Annotated in this window: 28 protein-coding genes; 22 read left to right on the plus strand and 6 right to left on the minus strand. The window is 53.8% G+C overall.

The window, feature by feature from the left end:
* The first annotated feature begins 301 nt into the window (after window positions 1–301).
* From adiY to pmrB, 5 genes are all read left to right on the plus strand, one after another.
* Window positions 302–1,063: a DNA-binding transcriptional activator AdiY gene (gene adiY, locus AACU19_RS14135; RefSeq protein ID WP_105279068.1), complete on the plus strand. Its 762-nt coding sequence runs from the start codon at window positions 302–304 to the stop codon at window positions 1,061–1,063.
* A gap of 136 nt (window positions 1,064–1,199) precedes the next feature.
* A complete protein-coding gene (gene adiC, locus AACU19_RS14140; protein WP_000093154.1) occupies window positions 1,200–2,537 on the plus strand; it encodes an arginine/agmatine antiporter in 1,338 nt (445 codons plus the stop codon).
* Between the two features lie 103 nt (window positions 2,538–2,640).
* Window positions 2,641–4,284, plus strand: a complete 1,644-nt coding sequence (eptA, locus tag AACU19_RS14145; protein ID WP_105279069.1) for a phosphoethanolamine transferase EptA — start codon at window positions 2,641–2,643, stop codon at window positions 4,282–4,284.
* A complete protein-coding gene (gene basR, locus AACU19_RS14150) occupies window positions 4,281–4,949 on the plus strand; it encodes a two-component system response regulator BasR (protein WP_032185719.1) in 669 nt (222 codons plus the stop codon). The genes eptA and basR overlap by 4 nt, the downstream gene beginning before the upstream one ends.
* Window positions 4,950–6,050, plus strand: a complete 1,101-nt coding sequence (pmrB, locus tag AACU19_RS14155; RefSeq protein WP_160529938.1) for a two-component system sensor histidine kinase PmrB — start codon at window positions 4,950–4,952, stop codon at window positions 6,048–6,050.
* Here the strand turns inward: pmrB and pmrR are convergent.
* The 4 genes from pmrR to crfC form a co-directional block, all read right to left on the minus strand.
* Entirely contained in the window at window positions 6,026–6,115 is a 90-nt protein-coding gene (gene pmrR / locus AACU19_RS14160; RefSeq protein ID WP_000797657.1) for an LpxT activity modulator PmrR, read from the minus strand. The genes pmrB and pmrR overlap by 25 nt on opposite strands.
* Window positions 6,116–6,226: 111 nt before the next feature.
* Complete coding sequence (gene proP, locus AACU19_RS14165) at window positions 6,227–7,729, minus strand: glycine betaine/L-proline transporter ProP (RefSeq protein WP_001298520.1); 1,503 nt, start codon at window positions 7,727–7,729, stop codon at window positions 6,227–6,229.
* A gap of 263 nt (window positions 7,730–7,992) precedes the next feature.
* Window positions 7,993–8,871 (minus strand): diguanylate cyclase regulator RdcB family protein, encoded by an 879-nt coding sequence (locus AACU19_RS14170; RefSeq protein ID WP_039021445.1) that lies wholly within the window; start codon window positions 8,869–8,871, stop codon window positions 7,993–7,995.
* The gene (crfC, locus tag AACU19_RS14175) at window positions 8,868–11,096 is read right to left on the minus strand and encodes a clamp-binding protein CrfC (RefSeq protein WP_105279070.1); all 2,229 of its coding nucleotides are present in this window, start codon (window positions 11,094–11,096) and stop codon (window positions 8,868–8,870) included. The genes AACU19_RS14170 and crfC overlap by 4 nt, the downstream gene beginning before the upstream one ends.
* Before the next feature lie 401 nt (window positions 11,097–11,497).
* Between crfC and AACU19_RS14180 the strand changes: the two genes are divergently transcribed.
* The 16 genes from AACU19_RS14180 to phnP all read left to right on the plus strand — a co-directional run bounded on the left by AACU19_RS14180 (window position 11,498) and on the right by phnP (window position 23,549).
* On the plus strand, window positions 11,498–11,833 hold the full coding sequence (locus AACU19_RS14180) for a zinc ribbon domain-containing protein YjdM (RefSeq protein ID WP_001300891.1): 336 nt from the start codon (window positions 11,498–11,500) through the stop codon (window positions 11,831–11,833).
* A gap of 239 nt (window positions 11,834–12,072) precedes the next feature.
* Window positions 12,073–12,516, plus strand: a complete 444-nt coding sequence (yjdN, locus tag AACU19_RS14185; protein WP_001131334.1) for a VOC family metalloprotein YjdN — start codon at window positions 12,073–12,075, stop codon at window positions 12,514–12,516.
* Window positions 12,517–12,648: 132 nt separating this feature from the next.
* Window positions 12,649–13,437: a phosphonate ABC transporter ATP-binding protein gene (phnC, locus tag AACU19_RS14190; RefSeq protein WP_032304325.1), complete on the plus strand. Its 789-nt coding sequence runs from the start codon at window positions 12,649–12,651 to the stop codon at window positions 13,435–13,437.
* 24 nt (window positions 13,438–13,461) lie between these two features.
* Complete coding sequence (gene phnD, locus AACU19_RS14195; protein ID WP_032304324.1) at window positions 13,462–14,478, plus strand: phosphonate ABC transporter substrate-binding protein; 1,017 nt, start codon at window positions 13,462–13,464, stop codon at window positions 14,476–14,478.
* A 125-nt stretch (window positions 14,479–14,603) separates the two neighbouring features.
* On the plus strand, window positions 14,604–15,383 hold the full coding sequence (gene phnE, locus AACU19_RS14200) for a phosphonate ABC transporter, permease protein PhnE (RefSeq protein WP_001193492.1): 780 nt from the start codon (window positions 14,604–14,606) through the stop codon (window positions 15,381–15,383).
* 20 nt (window positions 15,384–15,403) lie between these two features.
* The gene (gene phnF, locus AACU19_RS14205) at window positions 15,404–16,129 is read left to right on the plus strand and encodes a phosphonate metabolism transcriptional regulator PhnF (protein WP_105279071.1); all 726 of its coding nucleotides are present in this window, start codon (window positions 15,404–15,406) and stop codon (window positions 16,127–16,129) included.
* Entirely contained in the window at window positions 16,130–16,582 is a 453-nt protein-coding gene (gene phnG, locus AACU19_RS14210) for a phosphonate C-P lyase system protein PhnG (RefSeq protein WP_105279072.1), read from the plus strand.
* The gene (gene phnH, locus AACU19_RS14215; RefSeq protein WP_032304322.1) at window positions 16,579–17,163 is read left to right on the plus strand and encodes a phosphonate C-P lyase system protein PhnH; all 585 of its coding nucleotides are present in this window, start codon (window positions 16,579–16,581) and stop codon (window positions 17,161–17,163) included. The genes phnG and phnH overlap by 4 nt, the downstream gene beginning before the upstream one ends.
* The gene (gene phnI / locus AACU19_RS14220; protein ID WP_001353525.1) at window positions 17,163–18,227 is read left to right on the plus strand and encodes an alpha-D-ribose 1-methylphosphonate 5-triphosphate synthase subunit PhnI; all 1,065 of its coding nucleotides are present in this window, start codon (window positions 17,163–17,165) and stop codon (window positions 18,225–18,227) included. The genes phnH and phnI overlap by 1 nt, the downstream gene beginning before the upstream one ends.
* Window positions 18,220–19,065, plus strand: coding sequence for an alpha-D-ribose 1-methylphosphonate 5-phosphate C-P-lyase PhnJ (gene phnJ, locus AACU19_RS14225; RefSeq protein ID WP_000002284.1), 846 nt, complete (start codon window positions 18,220–18,222; stop codon window positions 19,063–19,065). The genes phnI and phnJ overlap by 8 nt, the downstream gene beginning before the upstream one ends.
* Window positions 19,062–19,820 carry a phosphonate C-P lyase system protein PhnK gene (phnK, locus tag AACU19_RS14230; RefSeq protein WP_001075518.1) on the plus strand — a complete coding sequence of 253 codons (759 nt, stop codon included), beginning with the start codon at window positions 19,062–19,064 and terminating at the stop codon, window positions 19,818–19,820. Before phnJ ends, phnK begins: the two co-directional genes overlap by 4 nt.
* A gap of 177 nt (window positions 19,821–19,997) precedes the next feature.
* Window positions 19,998–20,678, plus strand: a complete 681-nt coding sequence (gene phnL, locus AACU19_RS14235; protein ID WP_039021438.1) for a phosphonate C-P lyase system protein PhnL — start codon at window positions 19,998–20,000, stop codon at window positions 20,676–20,678.
* Complete coding sequence (gene phnM / locus AACU19_RS14240; protein ID WP_039021437.1) at window positions 20,675–21,811, plus strand: alpha-D-ribose 1-methylphosphonate 5-triphosphate diphosphatase; 1,137 nt, start codon at window positions 20,675–20,677, stop codon at window positions 21,809–21,811. The genes phnL and phnM overlap by 4 nt, the downstream gene beginning before the upstream one ends.
* The gene (gene phnN / locus AACU19_RS14245; protein WP_039021436.1) at window positions 21,811–22,368 is read left to right on the plus strand and encodes a ribose 1,5-bisphosphokinase; all 558 of its coding nucleotides are present in this window, start codon (window positions 21,811–21,813) and stop codon (window positions 22,366–22,368) included. Before phnM ends, phnN begins: the two co-directional genes overlap by 1 nt.
* A complete protein-coding gene (phnO, locus tag AACU19_RS14250; RefSeq protein ID WP_001110491.1) occupies window positions 22,355–22,789 on the plus strand; it encodes an aminoalkylphosphonate N-acetyltransferase in 435 nt (144 codons plus the stop codon). Before phnN ends, phnO begins: the two co-directional genes overlap by 14 nt.
* Before the next feature lies 1 nt (window position 22,790).
* Window positions 22,791–23,549 carry a phosphonate metabolism protein PhnP gene (gene phnP, locus AACU19_RS14255; protein ID WP_032304310.1) on the plus strand — a complete coding sequence of 253 codons (759 nt, stop codon included), beginning with the start codon at window positions 22,791–22,793 and terminating at the stop codon, window positions 23,547–23,549.
* A gap of 34 nt (window positions 23,550–23,583) precedes the next feature.
* Here the strand turns inward: phnP and yjdP are convergent, their stop codons facing one another.
* Together yjdP and AACU19_RS14265 are read right to left on the minus strand one after the other, a co-directional pair.
* Complete coding sequence (yjdP, locus tag AACU19_RS14260) at window positions 23,584–23,913, minus strand: DDRRRQL repeat protein YjdP (protein WP_000819739.1); 330 nt, start codon at window positions 23,911–23,913, stop codon at window positions 23,584–23,586.
* 68 nt (window positions 23,914–23,981) lie between these two features.
* On the minus strand, window positions 23,982–24,299 hold the full coding sequence (locus tag AACU19_RS14265) for an RpiB/LacA/LacB family sugar-phosphate isomerase (protein WP_001183291.1): 318 nt from the start codon (window positions 24,297–24,299) through the stop codon (window positions 23,982–23,984).
* 252 nt (window positions 24,300–24,551) lie between these two features.
* Here AACU19_RS14265 and yjcS point away from each other — a divergent pair, with 252 nt between their 5' ends.
* The gene (yjcS, locus tag AACU19_RS14270) at window positions 24,552–26,537 is read left to right on the plus strand and encodes an alkyl sulfatase YjcS (RefSeq protein ID WP_105279073.1); all 1,986 of its coding nucleotides are present in this window, start codon (window positions 24,552–24,554) and stop codon (window positions 26,535–26,537) included.
* Window positions 26,538–26,677: the final 140 nt, after the last annotated feature.

Genomic DNA, 26,677 nt, shown 5'->3' on the forward strand with positions numbered 1-26,677 from the left:
ATTGTTAAATAACATTACGCCGCCTGGCTTGAGGCCTTTTTAGTATGGCAACGTTTTCATAAAAATTGCTGCAAACAAAAATGTCATACTTTTTGCGCGGTCCCACCCCGCGCTTTTTTTCGCCTGTTATTTATCCTGTAAAAAAATATGTACATGAGAAATTACTATAAAAATTTGTAATATTAGTAAAACTCGTTATTTTTATGCATGTTTATATTCATCATACAATTATATAACCATTTCCCGGTATCGCTTTGCTTTAGCGAGAACTGGTCTTTTATTCGCACTCAGGAGTACATGTATGAGGATTTGCAGCGACCAACCTTGTATTGTTTTATTGACTGAAAAAGATGTCTGGATAAGGGTGAATGGGAAAGAACCTATTAGCCTTAAAGCTAACCATATGGCGTTATTAAATTGTGAAAATAATATTATCGACCTCTCCTCTCTTAATAACACTTTGGTTGCTCATATTAGTCACGACATCATCAAAGATTACCTCCGGTTTCTGAATAAAGATCTCTCGCAAATACCAGTATGGCAACGTAGTGCTACGCCCATCCTCACCCTGCCATGCCTGACGCCAGACGTCTTTCGCGTTGCCGCGCAACATAGCATGATGCCCGCTGAAACTGAGTCAGAAAAGGAACGAACACGTGCATTATTATTCACTGTGCTATCCCGTTTTCTCGACAGTAAAAAATTCCTTTCATTAATGATGTATATGTTACGTAATTGTGTAAGTGACAGCGTTTATCAAATTATTGAAAGCGATATCCACAAAGACTGGAATCTTAGTATGGTAGCCAGTTGTTTATGTCTTAGCCCAAGTCTGTTAAAGAAAAAGCTGAAAAGCGAAAACACCAGTTATAGCCAAATAATCACCACCTGCCGCATGCGTTATGCCGTCAATGAATTAATGATGGACGGTAAAAATATCTCTCAGGTCTCACAGTCGTGTGGCTACAACAGTACGTCGTACTTTATTTCTGTCTTTAAAGACTTCTACGGTATGACGCCTCTGCATTATGTTAGTCAGCACAGAGAACGCACTGTCGCCTGATTTTTAACCTTAACGAAGAGCTATATTAATAACGGCATCAGCGATAACCCGGTCGATAATAATTCAACTATCGAATGCAGGCGTATGATATGACGTAATTTATTGTCACGAAGCTCGCCTTCGCAGGAGTTTAATTATGTCTTCGGATGCTGATGCTCACAAAGTGGGCTTAATCCCCGTCACCCTGATGGTGTCGGGGAATATTATGGGGTCAGGTGTTTTTCTGTTACCTGCAAACCTGGCCTCCACTGGCGGGATTGCCATTTATGGATGGTTGGTGACGATTATCGGTGCGCTGGGGCTCTCGATGGTATACGCCAAAATGTCGTTCCTCGACCCAAGTCCTGGTGGTTCTTACGCTTACGCCCGCCGCTGCTTTGGCCCGTTTCTCGGTTATCAAACCAACGTCCTCTACTGGCTGGCCTGCTGGATCGGCAATATCGCCATGGTGGTCATTGGCGTAGGATATTTAAGTTACTTCTTCCCGATTCTGAAAGATCCACTGGTATTAACCATCACCTGCGTCGTGGTGCTGTGGATCTTCGTCCTGCTGAACATTGTCGGTCCGAAAATGATCACCCGCGTGCAGGCCGTTGCCACCGTGCTGGCGCTGATCCCCATCGTCGGGATTGCCGTATTTGGCTGGTTCTGGTTCCGTGGTGAAACCTATATGGCGGCATGGAACGTCAGCGGCCTGGGCACCTTCGGCGCGATTCAAAGTACCCTTAACGTTACGCTGTGGTCGTTCATCGGTGTGGAAAGTGCCTCCGTTGCCGCAGGTGTGGTGAAAAACCCGAAACGCAACGTCCCTATCGCCACCATTGGTGGGGTATTGATTGCCGCCGTTTGCTATGTACTTTCTACCACCGCGATTATGGGGATGATCCCTAATGCCGCACTGCGCGTTTCTGCTTCGCCATTCGGTGATGCCGCACGGATGGCGCTGGGTGACACCGCCGGGGCCATTGTTTCTTTCTGCGCAGCTGCGGGTTGCTTAGGTTCACTGGGCGGCTGGACATTGCTGGCGGGTCAAACGGCGAAAGCCGCTGCCGATGACGGGCTGTTCCCACCGATTTTTGCTCGTGTAAACAAAGCGGGTACGCCAGTGGCGGGGCTGATTATCGTCGGAATTTTGATGACCATCTTCCAGCTCAGCAGCATTTCGCCAAACGCGACCAAAGAATTCGGTCTGGTTTCTTCCGTGTCGGTCATCTTTACACTGGTGCCATATCTTTACACCTGTGCGGCGTTACTGCTGCTCGGCCACGGCCACTTTGGTAAAGCACGCCCTGCATATCTGGCTGTTACTACCATTGCCTTCCTCTACTGCATCTGGGCCGTAGTAGGGTCCGGCGCGAAAGAGGTTATGTGGTCATTTGTCACCCTGATGGTCATCACCGCCATGTATGCGCTGAATTACAACCGGCTGCATAAAAACCCGTATCCCTTAGATGCACCAATAAGCAAAGATTAATTCCCCTTAATCCAGCAAACATAAAAGCCAACCTTAAGAACTTAAGGTTGGCTTAATTTTGCTTTGCGAGCATATGCGCACTTTGTTCGATGGAAACACCGTGATGTTGAAGCGCCTACTAAAAAGACCCTCTTTGAATTTACTCGTCTGGCTATTGCTGGCCGCTTTTTATATCGCTATCTGCCTGAATATTGCCTTTTTTAAACAGGTATTGCAGGCGTTGCCGCTGGATTCGCTGCATAACGTACTTGTTTTCTTGTCGATGCCGGTCGTCGCTTTCAGCGTGATTAATATTGTCCTGACACTAAGCTCTTTCTTATGGCTTAATCGACCGCTGGCCTGCCTGTTTATTCTGGTTGGCGCGGCTGCACAATATTTCATAATGACTTACGGCATCGTCATCGACCGCTCGATGATTGCCAATATTATTGATACCACTCCGGCAGAAAGTTATGCGCTGATGACACCGCAAATGTTATTAACGCTGGGATTCAGCGGCGTACTTGCTGCGCTAATTGCCTGCTGGATTAAAATCAAACCGGCCACCTCGCGCTTGCGCAGTGTTCTTTTCCGTGGTGCCAATATTCTGGTTTCTGTGCTCCTGATTCTGCTGGTCGCCGCACTGTTTTATAAAGACTACGCCTCGCTGTTTCGCAACAACAAAGAGCTGGTGAAGTCCTTAAGCCCCTCTAACAGCATTGTTGCCAGCTGGTCATGGTACTCCCATCAGCGACTGGCAAATCTGCCGCTGGTGCGAATTGGTGAAGACGCGCACCGCAACCCGTTAATGCAGAACGAGAAACGTAAAAATTTGACCATTTTGATTGTCGGCGAAACCTCGCGGGCGGAGAACTTCTCCCTCAACGGCTACCCGCGTGAAACGAACCCGCGGCTGGCGAAAGATAACGTGGTCTATTTCCCTAATACCGCATCTTGCGGCACGGCAACGGCAGTTTCAGTACCATGCATGTTCTCGGATATGCCGCGTGAGCATTACAAAGAAGAACTGGCACAACATCAGGAAGGCGTGCTGGATATCATTCAGCGGGCGGGCATCAACGTGCTGTGGAATGACAACGATGGTGGCTGCAAAGGTGCCTGCGATCGCGTGCCTCACCAGAACGTCACTGCGCTGAACCTGCCTGGTCAGTGTATCAACGGCGAATGTTATGACGAAGTGCTTTTCCACGGGCTGGAAGAGTACATCAATAACCTGCAAGGTGATGGCGTAATTGTCTTACACACCATCGGCAGTCACGGCCCGACCTATTACAATCGCTATCCGCCACAGTTCAGGAAATTTACCCCTACCTGCGACACTAATGAGATCCAGACCTGTACCAAAGAGCAACTGGTGAACACTTACGACAACACGCTAGTCTACGTCGACTATATTGTTGATAAAGCGATTAATCTGTTGAAAGAACATCAGGATAAATTTACCACCAGCCTGGTTTATCTTTCTGACCACGGTGAATCGTTAGGTGAAAATGGCATCTATCTGCACGGTCTGCCTTATGCCATCGCCCCAGATAGCCAAAAACAGGTGCCGATGCTGCTGTGGCTGTCTGAGGATTATCAAAAACGGTATCAGGTTGACCAAAGTTGCCTACAGAAACAGGCGCAAACGCAACACTATTCACAAGACAATTTATTCTCCACGCTATTGGGATTAACTGGCGTTGAGACGAAGTATTACCAGGCTGCGGATGATATTCTGCAAACTTGCAGGAGAGTGAGTGAATGAAAATTCTGATTGTTGAAGACGATACGCTGTTATTGCAGGGATTGATTCTGGCGGCGCAAACCGAAGGCTACGCGTGCGATGGCGTGACAACCGCGCGGATGGCGGAACAAAGCCTTGAGACCGGTCATTACAGCCTGGTGGTACTGGATTTAGGCTTACCCGATGAAGATGGGCTGCATTTTCTCGCCCGTATCCGGCAGAAAAAATACACCCTGCCGGTGTTAATTCTCACCGCCCGCGATACCCTTACCGACAAAATCGCCGGGCTGGATGTCGGTGCCGATGACTACCTGGTAAAGCCTTTTGCGCTGGAAGAGTTACATGCCCGTATCCGCGCCCTGCTACGACGCCATAATAATCAGGGCGAAAGTGAGTTGATTGTTGGCAATCTGACGCTGAATATGGGTCGCCGTCAGGTATGGATGGACGGTGAAGAGTTGATTCTGACGCCCAAAGAATATGCTCTGCTATCACGGTTAATGCTTAAAGCAGGCAGTCCGGTGCATCGGGAAATTCTCTACAACGACATCTATAACTGGGACAACGAACCCTCGACCAACACTCTTGAAGTGCATATCCACAATCTGCGCGACAAAGTGGGCAAAGCCCGTATCCGCACCGTGCGCGGCTTTGGCTATATGCTGGTCGCGAATGAGGAAAACTAATTGAATCTGATGCGTTTTCTGCGCCGACCAATATCGCTGCGCCAACGGCTGATATTGACCATTGGGGCCATTTTGTTGGTGTTTGAGCTGATCAGCGTCTTCTGGCTATGGCATGAAAGTACCGAGCAGATTCAGCTGTTTGAGCAGGCGCTACGCGACAATCGCAATAACGATCGCCACATCATGCGTGAGATCCGCGAGGCGGTCGCCAGCCTGATTGTCCCTGGAGTCTTTATGGTCAGCCTGACGCTATTTATCTGCTATCAGGCGGTACGCCGCATCACCCGCCCGCTGGCGGAGCTGCAAAAAGAGCTGGAAGCGCGCACCGCCGACAACTTAACGCCCATTGCCATTCACAGCGCCACCCTCGAAATCGAAGCGGTGGTTTCAGCGTTAAACGATCTGGTCAGTCGCCTGACCAACACGCTGGATAACGAAAGGTTGTTTACCGCTGACGTCGCGCACGAACTGCGAACGCCACTGGCGGGGGTGCGTTTGCATCTGGAACTGCTGGCGAAAACGCATCACATTGATGTAGCACCGTTAGTGGCACGACTTGATCAGATGATGGAGAGTGTCTCCCAGCTACTACAACTGGCGCGTGCCGGACAGTCATTTTCTTCCGGTAATTATCAACATGTAAAACTGCTGGAAGATGTCATTCTCCCCTCGTATGACGAACTCAGTACCATGCTCGACCAGCGCCAGCAAACCCTGCTATTGCCAGAGAGCGCCGCCGACATCATCGTTCAGGGGGATGCAACCCTGCTGCGGATGTTATTGCGAAACCTGGTAGAAAATGCCCATCGTTACAGCCCGCAAGGCAGCAACATTATGATTAAGCTACAAGAAGATGGCGGAGCGGTCATGGCCGTTGAAGATGAAGGACCGGGTATTGATGAGAGTAAATGCGGGGAGTTGAGTAAAGCGTTTGTACGTATGGACAGCCGTTATGGCGGGATTGGTCTGGGGTTAAGTATTGTCAGCCGCATTACACAGTTGCATCACGGGCAGTTTTTCCTGCAAAACCGGCAAGAGACTTCTGGCACACGGGCCTGGATACGGCTGAAAAAAGATCAGTACGTGGCAAACCAGATATAAAGAAAGCTGCTGACCACCAGCACGCTGAACACGGTAGTTAAACTTTCATAAACACGGTTTTTCATTGCACTCTCCTCCGTTAACCTGGAGGAGAGTATGCGCGTCAGAGATTAAGTGAACCTTAAGAGTTCAATTGGCCTGATAAGACAGCATCACATCAGGCCATCCGTTTCAGCTTATTCATCAATTCGCGGATGCTGCTGCACCAGGCGGGTACGTTTCGCCTGCAAATCGGCAATCTCGTGGTCAATATCATCGATTTTCTGCTCGATATTATCGTAATGCTCGACGAGAATTTCCTTCGCTTCCTGTATATCTGACGCCGCCGGTGTCGCACCTTTCAACGGACGATTCGCCGTCTCTTTCATGGTTACGCCGGTGATTAAACCAACCACCGCTACTACCATCAGGTAATAGGCAGGCATCATCAGATTCTGCGAGCTTTCGACCAGCCAGGCCGCCAACGTTGGCGTCAGACCGGCAACCAGCACCGAAATATTAAATGCCGCCGCCAGCGCGCTGTAACGGATATGCGTCGGGAACATCGCTGGCAAGGTAGAAGCCATAACGCCCGTAAAGCAGTTAAGGATCACCGCCAGCATCAGTAACCCGGCAAAAATCAGGCCGATGACGTTACTGTTAATCAGAATAAACGCCGGGATCGCCAACACAAACAGTGCAACACTACCAAGTAGCACAAACGGACGACGGCCAAAACGGTCACTCAGCAAGCCCATCACCGGCTGGACAAACAGCATACCGATCATAATGGCGATAATAATCAGCACCCCGTGGTCTTCGGAGTAATGCAGGTTATGCGACAAATAACTCGGCATATAGGTCAGCAACATGTAGTAAGTCACGTTGGTGGCAATTACCAGACCAATACATGTCAACAGGCTGCGCCAGTATTTAGTGGCAATCTCTTTAAACGAGACTTTCGGGCCATCTTGCAAACCTTCGCGGTCGCCCTGTTCCAGTTTATCAACATGCTGCTGGAACGCCGGAGTTTCTTCCAGCGCATGGCGCAGGTAAAGCCCGATAATCCCTAACGGCAGAGCAATAAAGAACGGAATACGCCAGCCCCAGTCGAGGAAGTTCGCTTCGCCGACAATGGTCGAAATTAACACCACCACGCCCGCACCCAGCACAAACCCGGCAATAGAACCGAAGTCCAGCCAGCTGCCCATAAAGCCACGTTTACGGTCAGGGGAGTATTCCGCAACAAATATCGACGCCCCGGTATATTCACCGCCGACCGAGAAACCTTGTGCCATCTTACAGATCAACAGCAGAATCGGTGCCCAAATACCAATCGTGTCGTAGGACGGTATTAAGCCAATACAGAACGTACTGATCGACATAATCACAATAGTGATAGCGAGGATCTTCTGGCGACCATATTTATCGCCCAACATACCAAAGAATAGTCCGCCAAGCGGTCGAATCAGAAAGGGAACGGAGAAAGTGGCAAGTGCAGCAACCATCTGCACGCTGGGGTCAGCCCCCGGGAAAAAAACTTTACCTAATGCGTAAGCAACAAAACCATAAACACCAAAATCGAACCATTCCATTGCATTACCCAGTGATGCTGCGGTAATGGCTTTACGCAGTTTACCGTCATCAATAATAGTGACATCACGAAGGGTAATCGGTTTTACTTTTTTCCTTTTCAGCATAGCTTTCCTCGCAGAGTTGGCCCATTTCCGCAAACGCCAGAAAAATCAGCGCGACGGCCGCAAAAGGGGAGCGGGAATTGCAGGATGCAATCTCTGTAACAAGCGTAGCGGGTTTGCTTACACCCTCCGGTTAAGGAATGTACAATCAAACCAGTTGACGCCTGAATTGGGCAGTTAATGACCTTTTTACCCTACCAGTGTTTAAATTTGTGATCAACTTCACACATGGATTTCGTTTAGGACTCATTGATGTAACTGATTATTTACGCCAAATTTACAGAGAAGATTTCCTCGACCATTGCCCCCACCAAACGCTGCGCTGAACAGAGTCGTGGCATCCCCAGCGCGACAGTTTGCCAGCGTTGGGTCACTGACCAGCAAACGGGTTGTTTATCTGCCGTAGTCCACTTTCCCAGCCAACTTAAAAAATCAGCATGCTCCCCTCCCGTCGGAACGGTCGAAGAGGCAAACCACTGATGGTAATAGTGACGCGTGGTCGGTGCCGCATTGATACTCTCTGCCAGATGTTGTGTCGCTTTCTCGCGCAAATCACCCAGCAACAACGCCACCGCTTGCGGGCTTCCCAGACGGCAGGCATCGCCAAATGCCCCCCAGCGCAACTCCTCCAGAACGATAAAACAGCGCCCAGGCAACGACCAGGCGTTATACGCCCCAGCACGCCAGCGGGTAAAAATTTGCTCACTCTGATCACCGGCCTGTACCAGTAATCCTCGTTGCGTTAACGCCTTTTCCTTCCAGCGACAACGGGCTGAAAACAACTCATACAAGGCGGCAATTTGCTGCGGAAGCTCCGGGAAAGCAGAGTGCTGGCGGTGATCCATTTTTTGCAGCAGCGCCAGATGCTGCGCGATCTGCGTCAGCGCCAGATGACCGGGATCCAGCATCGACGCCAGTTTTTCCACCAATGTCAGACGCAGGCTAAGCGGCGCATTTAACATGCCGCCGTTCGTCCATGCCTGAAGCTGCACGCGCGCAAGAAGTTCCTGCATCAGTCGTTCACGAAACTGCTGCTGATGGGCTTGTGGATGGCGGGCATCATCGCCCTGCGCCAGATCCACTAAAAAGCGGGAATGAATCGACTCCAGCACGCGACCGGGGCCGTCCAGTAACGTCTTGGTCAATATCGTTCTGCCGTGAAAAGTGTTTGAATATCATCGCGTAACAGCTGAGCGTCGATGTAAATCCAGCCATGAGTCATCACAGTCTGCTGCAATTGCTGCTGCATCAGCCTGACCACCGATTCATTTTGTTGACGCAGAGCCAGACTTTCGCGTAAACGCGTCTGTAATTCCGTCAAACATGAAGCGAACTCAGCGAAAAAAGTATTCATGCCTGCCGTAACAGATTCATCGACCTGCTCTGCCAGAACTTTAGCCATTTGTTGGCAATAAAGATCGACTTCTGCGCTTAATGCTCGTTGCAACGCACTGTAATCAACCGTCTCTATCGGGGATTTCTCATTTCCCCGTCCCCAGTCGGGCTGATTCAACCAGCGCGAAAAAGTCTCACGCACAACGCCTAAACGCGTGCTCTGCTCGTCCATTGCGTCCTGGCGCGAAATGACTTCACTGAACAGCTGGCGAGTGTTGAAGTGGGGAACTGCGCCGTGAAAAACAGGAAAATGAAACCCAGGACGAAACCCTGACTCGCTCAATTCCATTTTGACTTGTTGCTCAATGGGCCGAATAACATCGGTTAACACCCGGCAAAGAGTGGATTCAAGCTCGGCAAAACGCAGCGTAAAGTCGCGACTGATGGTGTTCTGCGCCGTCTGTAACAGTGTCTCACAGCAGGTACGAATCTCGCTTAATGACCCCGAATCATCCTGAAACAACGCGGCTAACTGGGCATTCACCGCATCTTGCTGTTGACGCAGAAAGAGGTTGGCGGAGGTCAGGGCCAGCTCGATTTCATGTTTAATCTCGCCGCTAACCTGAGCCTGATTGAGTTGAAATAGCTGCAAACTTTCTTCGATCTGGTGGATATTTTGCCGTAATTGTTCACAAGCGACGTTTAACCCGTGCGCACGAAAATCCAGGTATTCCCGCGCCTGCTGCGCGTAATTCAACAGTTTATGCGCGGCAGATCGCAGAGCATACAACGAGGCGTTAGCGTAAGCGGCATGAAGCAACGCCTGAATTGGCTGGGCGAACAGCGAATCTTCCCACAACTGATCGGCAGCATGACGAATATGTTCGAGGTCCGCCAGGTCGGCATGACGCCAGCGCCTGCCGAGCGCGGCATGGGCAAAATCTTCCACCCAGCGTTGTTGCTCTGGCGCGGGTAACTTACCGTTGTTGGCTAACTCATTACGCGCCCGATTCGCCAGATAGCCCCACATCGATGACACTGGAAATATCTGCTGTGGCGTAATACAGCCTTTCATCAGCGTCCCGGAAATCAGTGCCCGCACCTGGTCGGCGTCGTCACTGTTACGATCCTGTTGATCGAACTTATTGACCAGCACATACAGCGGCACCGATTGCCCCACCGCCAAAATCGCCTCACGGACCTCTTCATCGGAGATCGATTTCAGTTGCGTATAATCCAGCACCGCCAGTACCGCCGAGGCGCGAGCCAGCTGCTGGTTAAGCATTTTTTGCAGATGCGGTTGCCCGGCTTCATTTGGCCCAGGGGTATCCAGTAACGTCAACTGACCGGGATAACTCTCCAGCCCCGCCAGATGGACAAACTCCACTTCAATCACGGGAATATGCTCAATGGCGGCGTAAGCAGAAAAAGGAAAATCGACGTCCAGCGCCTTCGCCAGTCGCACCAAATCATTCAAACTTTTCAGACAATGAAAAATAGGCTGGGCACCCAGATAATTTTTTTCGAAAGCGACGCCATTTTCGATCCGCTGCATAAGCGCACGCATATCTTTATCTATTTCCAGCACATCGGTCAGATGCTTAATATCGCAGTCACGCAGGCGCTGTTGTAATTGTTGAATTAAACAGTCGATTGGCGCGACATGTGAAAAATGCAGTACCGGTTCTTTTTGCCCGGGCGTATGGCGAATAAGCGTCGGCAGCGCAGTCATTGGGCGATTGCGATTAGGCAGAACCTCCGTACCAACAATGGCATTAATGGTGGTTGATTTCCCTGCTTTCATAGTACCGACAATTGCCAGCACCATTTCCAGTCGGGAAATTTTACGCAACTCATTATTCAGCATCGCGTGACGTTCGGCGATATTAGGCTGACTCCAGGGTAAAGCCAGTTGTGGCGCATCGTCTCCGGGTACAGAGAGAGGCATTTTTTCCAGTAACTGCAACTGTTGGCGAGAAAGCTGTAACAGGCGTTCAGCCTCCTGACTTAACTCATACAGGGTCTGTGTGTACATAGAAAATTTTTCCTTAAAGCAAATTTTATTACTTTTATTTAGCCAGATTGTTTTTGAGTTCTGTTTTCGGCTTTTATAATTACTGCAAGAAATAATTTTATATTTAGAGTGTTGTTTTTTATTAGAATAAATAACGTATTCCGATACGTTTAAAACGTCAGAAAGATAAAAATATCATTTGAATTAAAAAAAGAACAAGTAGAGCATTAACCTTATCTTAAATAATAAATGGAGGCAAAAAGATTATTTTCTTTTTGCGTTTCCTTTCAAATGAAAACGATCGTCGTCTAAAATCAGCAGTACCCCCGACAAACTCAGGGATTTTGTGTATAATTGCGGCCTTTTTCGGCAATCTGCCGTTTTTTGGCGCTTTTGCCCTGCTGACTTTTGAGGAAATCCACATGTCATTACCACACTGCCCAAAATGCAACTCCGAATACACCTACGAAGATAACGGCATGTACATCTGCCCGGAATGTGCCTACGAATGGAACGACGCAGAACCTGCACAGGAAAGCGACGAGCTGATCGTTAAAGATGCTAACGGCAATCTTCTGGCTGATGGCGACAGCGTTACCATCATTAAAGATCTGAAGGTGAAAGGTAGCTCTTCGATGCTGAAGATCGGTACCAAAGTGAAAAACATTCGCCTGGTTGAAGGCGACCACAACATCGATTGCAAAATCGACGGTTTTGGTCCGATGAAACTGAAATCTGAGTTTGTGAAAAAGAACTGATTGTATTGCTCAATGTAATATTGGCACATGATCGGTAGGCCGGATAAGGCGCTCGCGCCGCATCCGGCTACGGTGCCGACTGCCTGATGCGACGCTCGCGCGTCTTATCAGGCCTACAAATTCTCGCACCATCCGGCAACGGTGCCTAATGCGACGCTTACCGAGTCTTATCAGCCCCCGCTCATCTGTATAATTTTCGAACTACACTTAACTGGCTTCTCTTAACTGAGGTCACCATCATGCCGTTAAGTCCCTACCTCTCTTTTGCTGGTAACTGTTCCGATGCGATTGCCTATTATCAACGCACGTTGGGCGCGGAACTGCTTTATAAAATCAGCTTCGGCGAAATGCCGAAATCAGCGCAGGACAGCGCCGAGAACTGCCCTTCCGGTATGCAATTTCCCGATACCGCTATCGCCCATGCTAACGTGCGTATTGCCGGAAGCGATATCATGATGAGCGATGCCATACCGTCAGGAAAAGCCAGCTACTCCGGTTTTACACTGGTACTCGATTCGCAACAGGTCGAAGAAGGAAAACGCTGGTTTGACAACCTTGCCGCTAACGGAAAAATCGAAATGGCCTGGCAGGAAACTTTCTGGGCGCATGGCTTCGGCAAAGTCACCGATAAATTTGGCGTACCGTGGATGATTAATGTCGTCAAACAACAACCAACGCACTAACCCGCCGGGAGGCCCGCCCTCCCGCACTGTCATCGAATTCCCGTTAACTCTTCATCTGTTAGTCACTTTTAGTTAACAAAATCGTCACGATAATCCGCCACGATGGAGCCACTTTTTTAGGGAGGCTGCATCATGCAAACGATTATCCGTGTCGAGAAGCTCGCCAAAACCTTCAATCAGCATCAGGCGCTGCATGCGGTTGATCTGAACATTCATCACGGTGAAATGGTGGCTCTGCTTGGGCCGTCCGGTTCCGGCAAATCCACCCTTTTACGTCATTTAAGCGGTTTGATTACCGGCGATAAATCTGCCGGTAGCCATATCGAGCTGCTGGGCCGCACAGTCCAGCGCGAAGGCCGCCTGGCCCGCGATATCCGCAAAAGCCGCGCCAACACCGGCTACATCTTCCAACAATTCAACCTGGTGAATCGCCTGAGCGTACTGGAGAACGTGCTGATTGGCGCGCTCGGCAGCACGCCATTCTGGCGCACCTGTTTTAGCTACTTCACCCGCGAGCAGAAACAGCGCGCGTTACAGGCGCTGACCCGCGTTGGCATGGTGCACTTTGCCCATCAGCGCGTTTCCACCCTCTCCGGCGGACAGCAGCAGCGTGTGGCGATTGCCCGTGCGCTGATGCAGCAGGCGAAGGTGATTCTGGCGGACGAACCGATCGCCTCGCTGGACCCGGAATCGGCCCGCATCGTGATGGATACCCTGCGCGACATCAACCAGAACGACGGCATCACCGTGGTGGTGACGCTGCATCAGGTGGATTACGCCCTGCGCTATTGCGAACGCATCGTCGCCCTGCGCCAGGGGCACGTCTTCTACGACGGCAACAGCCAACAGTTTGACAACGAACGTTTTGACCATCTCTACCGCAGCATCAACCGCGTCGAAGAAAACGCGAAAGCTGCCTGACATCCCCATCATTGAGGAAAACGAATGAACGCTAAGATAATTGCCTCGCTGGCCTTCACCAGCATGTTCAGCCTCAGCACCCTGTTAAGCCCGGCGCACGCCGAAGAGCAGGAAAAGGCGCTGAATTTCGGCATTATTTCAACGGAATCACAGCAAAACCTGAAACCGCAATGGACGCCATTCTTACAGGATATGGAGAAGAAGCTGGGCGTGAAAGTGAACGCCTTCTTTGCCCCGGACTACGCGGGCATTATCCAGGGAATGCGCTTCAACAAAGTGGATATCGCCTGGTACGGCAATCTGTCGGCGATGGAAGCGGTGGATCGCGCCAACGGTCAGGTCTTCGCCCAGACGGTCGCGGCGGATGGATCGCCGGGTTACTGGAGCGTGTTGATCGTCAACAAAGACAGTCCGATCAACAACCTGAACGATCTGCTGACGAAGCGTAAAGATCTCACCTTTGGCAATGGCGATCCTAACTCCACCTCTGGCTTCCTCGTCCCCGGCTACTACGTCTTCGCCAAAAACAATATCTCCGCCAGCGACTTCAAGCGCACCGTCAACGCCGGGCATGAAACCAACGCGCTGGCCGTCGCCAACAAGCAGGTGGATGTGGCGACCAACAACACCGAGAACCTCGACAAGCTGAAAACCTCCGCACCGGAGAAGCTCAAAGAACTGAAGGTGATCTGGAAATCGCCGCTGATCCCAGGCGATCCGATCGTCTGGCGCAAAAATCTTTCCGAAACCACCAAAGACAAGATCTACGACTTCTTTATGAACTACGGCAAAACGCCGGAAGAGAAAGCGGTGCTGGAGCGCCTGGGCTGGGCCCCGTTCCGCGCCTCCAGCGACCTGCAACTGGTGCCGATTCGCCAGCTCGCGCTGTTTAAAGAGATGCAGGGCGTGAAAGGCAATAAAGGGCTGAATGAGCAGGACAAGCTGGCAAAAACCAGCGCCATTCAGGCGCAACTGGATGACCTGGACCGCCTGAACAACGCGTTAAGCGCGATGAGTTCGGTGAGTAAAGCGGTGCAGTAATGTGCTCGATCGGTCCCCTCTCCCTTGAGGGAGAGGGTTAGGGTGAGGGGGAAATGCGCACGCTGGTGCCCTCACCCCGGCCCTCTCCCACAGGGAGAGGGAGAAAACATTAAACGGAGCCAAACATGCAAACCATCACCATCGCCCCACCCAAGCGCAGCTGGTTCTCGATCTTCAGCTGGGCCGTTGTTCTCGCTGTACTGGTCGTCTCGTGGCAGGGCGCGGAAATGGCCCCGCTCACGCTGATTAAAGACGGCGGCAACATGGCGACGTTCGCCGCCGACTTCTTCCCGCCCGATTTCAGCCAGTGGCAGGATTACCTCACCGAAATGGCCGTCACGCTGCAAATCGCCGTCTGGGGCACCGCGCTGGCAGTCGTTCTCTCCATCCCCTTCGGCCTGATGAGTGCCGAAAACCTGGTGCCGTGGTGGGTTTACCAGCCCGTTCGCCGCCTGATGGACGCCTGCCGCGCCATTAACGAGATGGTCTTCGCCATGCTGTTCGTGGTCGCCGTCGGTCTCGGTCCGTTCGCTGGCGTACTGGCGCTGTTTATCCACACCACCGGCGTGCTCTCCAAACTGCTTTCCGAAGCGGTAGAAGCAATTGAACCCGGCCCGGTGGAAGGTATTCGCGCCACCGGTGCCAACAAGCTCGAAGAGATCCTCTATGGCGTGCTGCCGCAGGTGATGCCGCTGCTAATCTCCTACTCCCTCTATCGCTTCGAATCCAACGTCCGTTCGGCCACCGTTGTTGGCATGGTCGGCGCTGGCGGGATCGGCGTCACGCTGTGGGAAGCGATTCGCGGTTTCCAGTTCCAGCAAACCTGCGCCCTGATGGTGCTGATTATCGTCACGGTCAGCCTGCTGGATTTCCTCTCTCAACGGTTGCGTAAGCACTTTATCTGATAAGCGAGGCATTAATATCTATGCACTTGTCTACACATCCGACCAGCTACCCAACACGCTATCAGGAGATAGCCGCAAAACTTGAGCAGGAGCTTCGTCAACACTACCGCTGCGGCGACTATCTTCCCGCCGAGCAGCAACTGGCAGCGCGCTTTGAGGTGAATCGCCACACCCTGCGCCGTGCCATCGACCAACTGGTGGAAAAAGGCTGGGTACAGCGCCGTCAGGGCATCGGCGTACTGGTGCTGATGCGCCCGTTCGATTACCCGCTCAACGCCCAGGCGCGTTTTAGCCAGAACCTGCTGGACCAGGGCAGCCATCCCACCAGCGAAAAACTGCTGTCGGTGCTGCGCCCCGCGTCCGGCCACGTCGCTGACGCGCTGGGGATCGCCGAGGGCGAGAACGTTATCCACCTGCGCACCCTGCGCCGGGTCAACGGCGTCGCGCTCTGTTTAATCGACCACTACTTTGCGGACCTCACCCTCTGGCCGACGCTGCAACGTTTCGACAGCGGCTCGCTGCACGATTTTCTGCGTGAGCAAACGGGGATTGCGCTGCGCCGCAGCCAGACGCGGATCAGCGCCCGCCGCGCCCAGGCCAAAGAGTGCCAGCGTTTTGAAATTCCGAATATGTCGCCGCTGCTGTGCGTGCGCACCCTTAACCACCGTGACGGTGAAAGCAGCCCGGCGGAGTACTCCGTCAGCCTGACGCGCGCCGACATGATTGAATTCACCATGGAGCACTGAATGCACGCAGATACCGCGACCCGCCAGCACTGGATGTCCGTGCTGGCGCACAGCCAACCGGCTGAACTGGCTGCCCGCCTTAAAGCGCTAAACATCACCGCCGACTATGACGTCATCCGCGCCGCCGAAACCGGCCTGGTGCAGATTCAGGCGCGAATGGGCGGCACCGGCGAACGCTTTTTTGCTGGCGACGCCACGCTCACCCGCGCCGCTGTACGCCTTACTGACGGCACGCTCGGCTACAGCTGGGTGCTGGGGCGCGACAAACAGCACGCCGAACGCTGCGCGCTGATTGACGCGCTGATGCAGCAATCTCGCCACTTTCAAAACTTATCAGAAACCCTTATTGCCCCGCTGGACGCTGACCGTATGGCACGCATTGCCGCACGCCAGGCCGAAGTGAACGCCAGCCGGGTCGACTTCTTTACGATAGTTCGCGGAGACAACGCATGACCCTGGAAACCGCTTTTATGCTTCCCGTGCAGGATGCCCAGCACAGTTTTCGTCGCCTGTTAAAGGCCATGAGCGAGCCGGGCGTGATTGTCGCCCTGCATCAACTCAAACGCGGCTGGCAGCCGCTGAATATTGCCTCTACCAGCGTACTGCTGACGCTGGCTGATAACGACACGCCGGTGTGGCTTTCTGCGCCATTAAGTAACGATATCGTCAGCCAGAGCCTGCGTTTTCATACCAACGCGCCGCTGGTCAATCAGCCGGAACAGGCGACCTTCGCAGTGACGGATGAGGCGATTGCCAGCGAGCAGCTCAACGCCCTTTCCACCGGCACCGCCGTTGCGCCGGAAGCCGGTGCGACGTTGATTTTACAGGTCACCAGCCTGAGCGGCGGACGCATGCTGCGCCTCACCGGCGCGGGTATTGCCGAAGAACGGATGATCGCCCCGCAACTGCCGGAGTGCATTCTGCACGAACTTACCGAGCGCCCGCACCCGTTCCCGCTCGGCATCGACCTGATCCTGACCTGCGGCGAGCGCATGCTGGCTATCCCGCGAACCACTCATGTGGAGGTGTGCTGATGTACGTTGCCGTGAAAGGGGGCGAGAAGGCGATCGACGCCGCCCACGCCCTGCAAGAGAGCCGACGCCGGGGCGATACCGATTTGCCTGAACTGAGCGTCGCCCAGATTGAACAGCAGCTTAACCTCGCGGTAGATCGCGTGATGACCGAAGGCGGTATTGCCGACCGCGAACTGGCCGCACTGGCGCTGAAACAGGCCAGTGGCGATAACGTTGAAGCAATTTTCCTGCTGCGCGCCTACCGCACGACGCTGGCAAAACTGGCGGTAAGCGAGCCGCTCGACACCACCGAGATGCGTCTCGAACGCCGTATCTCCGCCGTTTATAAAGACATTCCTGGCGGCCAGTTGCTTGGCCCGACCTACGACTACACCCATCGCCTGCTGGATTTCACCCTGCTGGCGAATGGCGAAGCGCCGACGCTGACCACCGCCGACAGCGAGCAAGCCCCATCGCCGCACGTTTTCAGCCTGCTGGCGCGTCAGGGGCTGGCGAAGTTTGAAGAGGATAGCGGCACACAGCCGGATGACATCACCCGCACGCCGCCGGTTTACCCCTGCTCACGCTCCTCCCGCCTGCAGCAGCTCATGCGCGGAGACGAAGGCTATTTGCTGGCGCTGGCCTACTCCACCCAGCGTGGTTACGGACGCAATCACCCGTTCGCAGGCGAAATCCGCAGTGGCTATATCGACGTCTCTATTGTGCCGGAAGAGCTGGGATTTGCGGTGAACATCGGCGAACTGCTGATGACCGAGTGTGAAATGGTCAACGGTTTTATCGACCCGCCGGATGAGCCGCCGCACTTCACGCGCGGCTACGGGCTGGTGTTCGGCATGAGCGAGCGCAAAGCGATGGCAATGGCGCTGGTTGACCGCGCTCTACAAGCCCCGGAGTACGGCGAGCACGCGACAGGCCCGGCGCAGGATGAAGAGTTCGTGCTGGCGCATGCCGACAACGTCGAAGCCGCAGGCTTTGTCTCGCACCTCAAACTCCCGCACTACGTCGATTTCCAGGCCGAGCTGGAGCTACTCAAACGTCTGCAACAGGAGCAGAACCATGGCTAATCTGAGCGGCTACAACTTTGCCTACCTCGACGAGCAGACCAAACGCATGATCCGCCGCGCCATCTTAAAAGCGGTGGCGATCCCCGGCTATCAGGTGCCGTTTGGCGGGCGCGAGATGCCGATGCCGTACGGCTGGGGAACCGGCGGCATACAGCTTACTGCCAGCGTGATTGGTGAAAGCGACGTGTTGAAGGTGATTGACCAGGGCGCGGATGACACCACCAACGCGGTGTCGATTCGCAACTTCTTTAAGCGCGTGACCGGGGTAAATACCACTGAACGCACGGACGATGCGACGCTTATCCAGACGCGCCACCGCATCCCCGAAACGCCGCTGACCGAAGATCAGATCATTATCTTCCAGGTGCCGATCCCGGAACCGCTGCGCTTTATCGAGCCGCGCGAAACGGAGACCCGCACCATGCACGCGCTGGAGGAGTACGGCGTGATGCAGGTGAAACTATATGAAGATATCGCCCGCTTCGGTCATATCGCCACCACCTACGCCTATCCGGTGAAGGTGAACGGACGCTACGTAATGGACCCATCGCCGATCCCGAAATTTGATAACCCGAAAATGGACATGATGCCCGCCCTGCAACTGTTCGGCGCGGGGCGCGAGAAGCGCATTTATGCGGTGCCGCCGTTTACCCGCGTGGAAAGCCTCGATTTCGACGATCACCCGTTCACCGTCCAGCAGTGGGATGAGCCCTGCGCCATCTGCGGATCGACCCACAGCTATCTCGATGAAGTGGTGCTGGATGACGCCGGAAACCGCATGTTTGTCTGCTCCGATACCGATTATTGCCGCCAACAGAGCGAGGCGAAAAGCCAATGAATCAACCGTTACTTTCGGTCAATAACCTGACCCACCTTTACGCGCCGGGCAAAGGCTTCAGCGATGTCTCTTTTGATTTATGGCCGGGGGAAGTGCTGGGCATTGTCGGGGAATCCGGTTCCGGGAAGACCACGCTGCTGAAATCAATCTCCGCCCGTCTGACGCCGCAACAGGGGGAGATTCACTATGAAAACCGTTCCCTCTATGGCATGAGCGAGGCCGACCGCCGTCGCCTGCTGCGCACCGAATGGGGCGTGGTGCATCAGCATCCGCTCGACGGCCTGCGCCGTCAGGTGTCAGCAGGCGGCAATATCGGCGAACGGCTGATGGCGACCGGGGCGCGTCATTACGGCGACATTCGCGCTACCGCGCAGAAGTGGCTGGAAGAGGTGGAAATTCCCGCCAACCGTATCGACGATCTGCCGACCACTTTTTCCGGCGGCATGCAGCAGCGTTTGCAGATTGCCCGCAACCTGGTGACGCATCCGAAGCTGGTGTTTATGGACGAGCCAACCGGCGGGCTGGATGTGTCAGTGCAGGCACGCCTGCTCGACCTGCTGCGCGGCCTGGTGGTGGAACTGAACCTGGCGGTGGTGATTGTCACCCACGATCTGGGCGTCGCCCGCCTGCTGGCGGACCGTTTGCTGGTGATGAAACAGGGGCAAGTGGTGGAGAGTGGGTTAACCGACCGCGTACTCGACGACCCACATCATCCGTATACCCAATTGCTGGTGTCATCGGTTTTGCAGAATTGAGTTGCAACACTTTGCGCACTGATCCCCTCACCCCGGCCCTCTCCCGGAGGGAGAGGGAGAAAACCGGCGCAATATTCAACACCGCGCACAATCGGTCCCCTCGCCCCTTCGGGGAGAGGGTTAGGGTGAGGGGCAATGCGCGCACCGCTCCCCAATATGCGAACCACGAGGCGAAAAATGATTAACGTACAAAACGTCAGTAAAACCTTCATCCTGCACCAACAAAACGGCGTGCGCCTGCCTGTATTACAACGCGCCTCGCTCACCGTCAACGCGGGCGAATGCGTGGTGCTCCACGGCCATTCCGGCAGCGGGAAATCGACCCTGCTACGTTCGCTGTATGCCAACTATCTGCCCGACGAAGGGCAAATCCAGATTAAACACGGTGACGAATGGATAGACCTGGTCACCGCCCCAGCGCGCAAAGTGGTGGAAATCCGCAAAACCACCGTCGGCTGGGTGAGCCAGTTTCTGCGGGTCATCCCGCGTATTTCGGCGCTGGAAGTGGTAATGCAGCCGCTGCTCGATACCGGCGTTCCGCGTGATACCTGCGCCGCTAAAGCCGCGCGTCTGCTCACCCGCCTGAACGTGCCGGAACGCCTGTGGCACCTTGCGCCATCGACCTTCTCCGGCGGCGAACAGCAGCGCGTCAACATCGCGCGCGGCTTTATCGTCGACTACCCCATCCTGCTGCTCGATGAACCTACCGCCTCGCTGGACGCCAAAAACAGCGCCGCCGTAGTCGAACTGATCCGCGAAGCCAAAGCCCGTGGCGCAGCCATCGTCGGCATCTTCCATGACGAAGCCGTACGCAATGACGTCGCCGACCGCCTGCACCCAATGGGAGCCTCTGCATGATTATCAATAACGTCAAACTGGTGCTGGAAAACGAAGTGGTACACGGCTCGCTGGAGATGCAGGACGGTGAAATCCGCGCCTTTGCCGAAAGCCAGAGCCGCCTGCCAGAGGCGATGGACGGCGAAGGCGGCTGGCTGCTGCCGGGGCTGATTGAGCTGCATACCGACAATCTCGATAAATTCTTCACTCCGCGCCCAAAAGTGGACTGGCCTGCCCACTCAGCGATGAGCAGCCACGACGCGCTGATGGTGGCGAGCGGCATCACCACGGTGCTGGATGCCGTGGCGATTGGTGATGTGCGCGACGGCGGCGATCGGCTGGAGAATCTGGAGAAGATGATCAACGCCATCGAAGAGACGCAGAAACGCGGCGTCAACCGCGCCGAGCACCGTCTGCACCTGCGCTGTGAACTGCCACATCACACCACGCTGCCGCTGTTTGAAAAACTGGTGCAGCGCGAGCCGGTCACGCTGGTGTCGCTGATGGACCACTCACCGGGCCAGCGCCAGTTCGCCAATCGCGAGAAGTATCGCGAATATTACCAGGGCAAATACTCGCTCACCGATGCGCAGATGCAGCAGTACGAAGAGGAACAGCTGGCGCTTGCCGCACGCTGGTCGCAGCCGAATCGCGAAACCATCGCCGCAATGTGCCGCGCGCGACAAATTGCCCTCGCCAGCCACGATGATGCCACGCACGCGCACGTTGCCGAATCCCACCAGCTTGGCAGCGTAATCGCCGAATTTCCCACCACGTTCGAAGCGGCGGAAGCTTCGCGCAAGCATGGCATGAATGTATTGATGGGCGCGCCGAATATTGTGCGCGGCGGTTCGCACTCCGGCAACGTGGCGGCCAGTGAACTGGCACAGCTTGGTCTGCTGGATATCCTCTCTTCCGACTACTACCCCGCCAGCCTGCTCGATGCGGCATTTCGCGTCGCCGATGACGAGAGCAACCGCTTTACGCTGCCGCAGGCGGTGAAGCTGGTGACTAAAAATCCGGCGCAGGCGCTTAATCTTCAGGATCGCGGGGTGATTGGCGAGGGCAAACGCGCCGACCTGGTGCTGGCGCATCGCAAGGGCAACCACATTCATATCGACCACGTCTGGCGTCAGGGGAAAAGGGTGTTCTGATGACGGGAAAACTGATTTGGTTAATGGGGGCCTCTGGCTCCGGAAAAGACAGTCTGTTGACGGAACTCCGCCAGCGGGAACAAACTCAGCTACTGGTAGCGCATCGCTACATCACGCGCGCCGCCAGCGCCGGAAGTGAAAACCATATCGCCCTGAGCGAGCAGGAGTTTTTTACCCGCGCGGGGCAGAACCTTCTGGCCTTAAGCTGGCACGCCAACGGCCTGTATTATGGCATCGGCGTCGAGATTGACCTCTGGCTGCACGCTGGATTTGACGTGGTGGTCAACGGCTCACGCGCCCATCTACCGCAGGCGCGGGCGCGCTATCAATCGGCGCTGCTGCCCGTTTGTTTACAGGTTTCGCCGGAGATCCTGCGCCAGCGCCTGGAAAACCGTGGCCGTGAAAACGCCAGTGAAATTAACGCCCGCCTGGCGCGCGCCGCCCGCTATACTCCTCAGGATTGCCATACGCTCAACAATGACGGCAGCCTGCGCCAGTCGGTCGACACGCTGCTGACGCTGATCCATTCGAAGGAGAAACACCATGCCTGCTTGTGAGCTTCGCCCGGCCACGCAGTATGACACCGACGCGGTTTACGCGCTGATATGTGAGCTAAAACAGGCGGAGTTTGACCATCACGCGTTTCGCGTGGGGTTTAACGCCAATCTGCGCGACCCGAACATGCGCTACCATCTGGCGCTGCTGGATGGCGAAGTTGTCGGCATGATCGGCCTGCATTTGCAGTTTCATCTGCATCATGTCAACTGGATCGGCGAAATTCAGGAACTGGTGGTGATGCCGCAGGCGCGCGGTCTGAACGTCGGCAGTAAATTACTGGCATGGGCCGAAGAAGAAGCCCGACAGGCCGGGGCCGAAATGACCGAGCTTTCCACCAACGTCAAGCGCCACGACGCGCACCGTTTCTATCTGCGCGAAGGCTACGAGCAGAGCCACTTCCGCTTCACCAAGGTGCTGTAACATGAGCCTGACCCTCACACTTACTGGCACTGGCGGCGCACAGGGTGTTCCCGCATGGGGCTGTGAGTGCGCGGCCTGCGCCAGAGCGCGGCGCTCACCGCAGTATCGCCGCCAGCCATGCAGCGGCGTCGTGAAGTTTAACGACGCGATCACCCTGATCGACGCCGGGCTGCACGATCTCGCCGATCGCTGGTCGCCCGGATCGTTCCAGCAGTTTTTGCTGACACACTACCATATGGATCACGTGCAGGGGCTGTTTCCGCTGCGCTGGGGCGTGGGCAATTCGATCCCGGTCTACGGCCCGCCGGATGAACAGGGCTGCGACGATCTGTTTAAACATCCGGGCCTGCTTGATTTCAGCCACACGGTGGAGCCGTTTGTGATGTTTGATTTGCAGGGATTACAGGTCACGCCGCTGCCGCTCAACCATTCGAAACTCACTTTCGGCTATCTACTGGAAACGGCGCACAGCCGGGTGGCGTGGCTGTCTGACACCGCAGGCCTGCCGGAAAAAACGGTGAAATTTTTACGCAATAATCAGCCACAGGTAATGGTGATTGATTGCAGCCACCCACCGCGCGCGAATTCGCCACGCAATCACTGTGATTTAAACACCGTGCTGGCGCTGAATGAAGTTATCCGCTCGCCGCGCGTGGTTCTGACACATATCAGCCATCAGCTTGATGTGTGGCTGATGGAGAACGTACTGCCGTCAGGGTTTGAGGCGGGGTTTGATGGGATGGAGATTGGGGTGGAGTGATGGGTGAGGGGCGATGCCTGCTCTAAACTCAACATCACCGCCCATACTCATCTTCCATTCTCCGCTCTTCATCTTCTAGCTGCCGACGCTCCTGATCCAGCTGGCGCTGGCGATCGTCCAGCTGCCTGCGGCGATCTTCAAACTGGCGGCGGCGATCGTCATATTGTCTGCGCCGATCGTCGTTCACTTCACGCTGCCAGCCGTCGTCGCGCGAATCTTCATAGTCTCGCCCACGGTCAGGGTTATAAGCATCGTTAATCGCCTGCTGAATATTGCCAATGGTGTCGTCGATAATATCGGCCTGGGCCGGAACGGTGGACAGCGTGAGCAGGGTGAATAAAAGAAATAGCGGAAAACGTTTCATTAGCCAACCTCAAAAAGAAACTCTATCCACATTAGTCATTACTCATCCATGCAAGTAGTGGATGAATCTCAATTTTTCCGCTGCTCTATTGCCGTAATCGCCTCCACGCGTTGTTGATGACGACCGCCTTCGTACTGCGCGCCCAGCCACGCATCCACAATCATTTTTGCCAGTTCGAGGCCAACCACTCGCGAACCAAAAGCCAGTGCAACTTCACTGGCGTAATGCGGATAATCAGTGCGCTCTGACGACCTGGTTTCTTTATCAATCCCCTCACTCATTGACCATGAATAAAAGGCTGGCACAGCAACGCAGAATCCTGCGGTGCCAGCGACATGACCGCCCATTGCTCCGGTACGTTTTTTAATAAGAAACACCGGTTGCATTGATTAATTGTGCTCAGTATTTGCCGAAGTACAATATATATAATAAATATATAAAACACCTCATATTATTTACAGAGATAATGAATTCGCTTACTTTTCCCTCTTCAGCACAAATGCCTAATAAAATGGCTCGTTCCGCTCACACTTCCACTTATTAAAGTCGCAAATTCCCAATTATGATAACGCCAGCTTTAAATGACGTATTTTGCATGGATTACATATTTACGACATAAATGATAAATGGAGATTTATATGAATAACTCTCGGTTATTCCGTTTGAGCAGGATTGTTATTGCGTTAACTGCCGCCAGCGGCATGATGGTAAATACCGCTCACGCAACAGATGAAGCGAAAGCCGCGACTCAATATACCCAGCAGGTTAATCAGCATTACGCAAAATCATTACCGTTTAGCGATCGTCAGGACTTTGACGATGCCCAGCGTGGATTTATCGCCCCGCTGCTGGATGAAGGTATTCTGCGCGATGCGAATGGCAAAGTTTACTACCGCGCGGATGATTACAAATTTGATATTAATGCCGCTGCACCGGAAACCGTAAACCCCAGCCTGTGGCGTCAGTCGCAAATCAACGGCATTTCTGGCCTGTTCAAAGTCACCGATAAAATGTATCAGGTGCGCGGCCAGGATATCTCTAACATTACATTCGTTGAGGGCGAGAAAGGCATTATTGTTATCGACCCGCTGGTAACGCCGCCTGCCGCAAAAGCCGCACTTGACCTCTATTATCAACATCGTCCACAAAAACCGATTGTTGCTGTTATTTATACTCACAGCCACACCGACCACTATGGCGGCGTGAAAGGCATTATCTCTGAAGCGGATGTTAAATCTGGCAAAGTGCAGGTGATCGCTCCGGCAGGCTTTATGGACGAAGCCATCAGCGAAAACGTGCTGGCGGGTAACATCATGAGCCGCCGTGCGCTCTACTCTTACGGTCTGTTACTGCCGCACAACGCGCAAGGCAACGTGGGCAACGGCCTGGGCGTGACGCTGGCAACGGGCGACCCGAGCATTATTGCGCCAACCAAAACGATTGTCAGAACTGGCGAGAAGATGGTTATCGACGGTCTGGAGTTTGACTTTCTGATGACTCCGGGTAGCGAAGCGCCAGCCGAAATGCACTTCTATATTCCGGCCCTGAAAGCCCTGTGTACCGCCGAAAACGCCACGCATACCCTGCACAACTTCTACACCCTGCGCGGCGCGAAAACCCGCGATACCAGCAAGTGGACAGAGTATCTGAACGAAACGCTGGATATGTGGGGTAACGACGCGGAAGTACTGTTTATGCCGCACACCTGGCCGGTCTGGGGCAATAAGCATATCAATGATTATATTGGTAAATATCGCGATACTATCAAATACATTCACGACCAGACCCTGCACCTGGCGAACCAGGGTTACACCATGAATGAAATCGGCGACATGATTAAGCTGCCACCTGCGCTTGCCAATAACTGGGCCAGCCGCGGCTATTACGGTTCTGTTAGCCACAACGCCCGTGCAGTATATAACTTCTATCTCGGCTATTATGACGGCAATCCAGCTAACCTACATCCGTACGGTCAGGTGGAGATGGGCAAACGTTACGTGAAAGCGCTGGGCGGTTCCGCCCGTGTCATCAACCTGGCGCAAGAAGCGAACAAGCAAGGGGATTACCGCTGGTCAGCAGAGTTGCTGAAACAGGTGATTGCTGCCAATCCGGGTGACCAGGTGGCGAAGAATCTGCAAGCGAATAACTTTGAGCAGTTGGGTTATCAGGCCGAGTCCGCCACCTGGCGCGGTTTCTACCTGACCGGCGCGAAAGAACTGCGCGAAGGGGTGCATAAGTTCAGCCACGGCACCACCGGTTCTCCGGACACCCTTCGCGGGATGTCGGTCGAAATGCTGTTCGACTTTATGGCCGTTCGTCTCGACAGCGAAAAAGCCGCAGGTAAGAATATCAGCCTGAACTTCAATATGAGTAACGGCGATAACCTCAACCTGACGCTGAACGATAGCGTGCTTAACTATCGTAAAACGCTACAACCTGAAGCCAACGCCTCTTTCTATATCAGCCGTGAAGATCTTCACGCCGTGCTGACCGGACAAGCCAAAATGGCGGATCTGGTAAAAGCGAAGAAAGCCAAAATTATTGGCAATGGCGCGAAACTGGAAGAAATTATTGCCTGTCTGGATAATTTCGATTTGTGGGTGAATATCGTAACCCCAAATTAATGCCACTCACTTTTGGGGGCGCTTAAGCCCCCAAAAGCATTTATTTTAAAAATACATACAACAAATTAATACATAAAATATATAAGTTATGAATGCGGTGGCTGAATAAAGCTATTTTTATTCATCGAGAAAATAGCCAT

Source organism: Escherichia sp. MOD1-EC4550 (assembly GCF_963876935.1).
GTDB classification, from domain to species: domain Bacteria; phylum Pseudomonadota; class Gammaproteobacteria; order Enterobacterales; family Enterobacteriaceae; genus Escherichia; species Escherichia coli_F.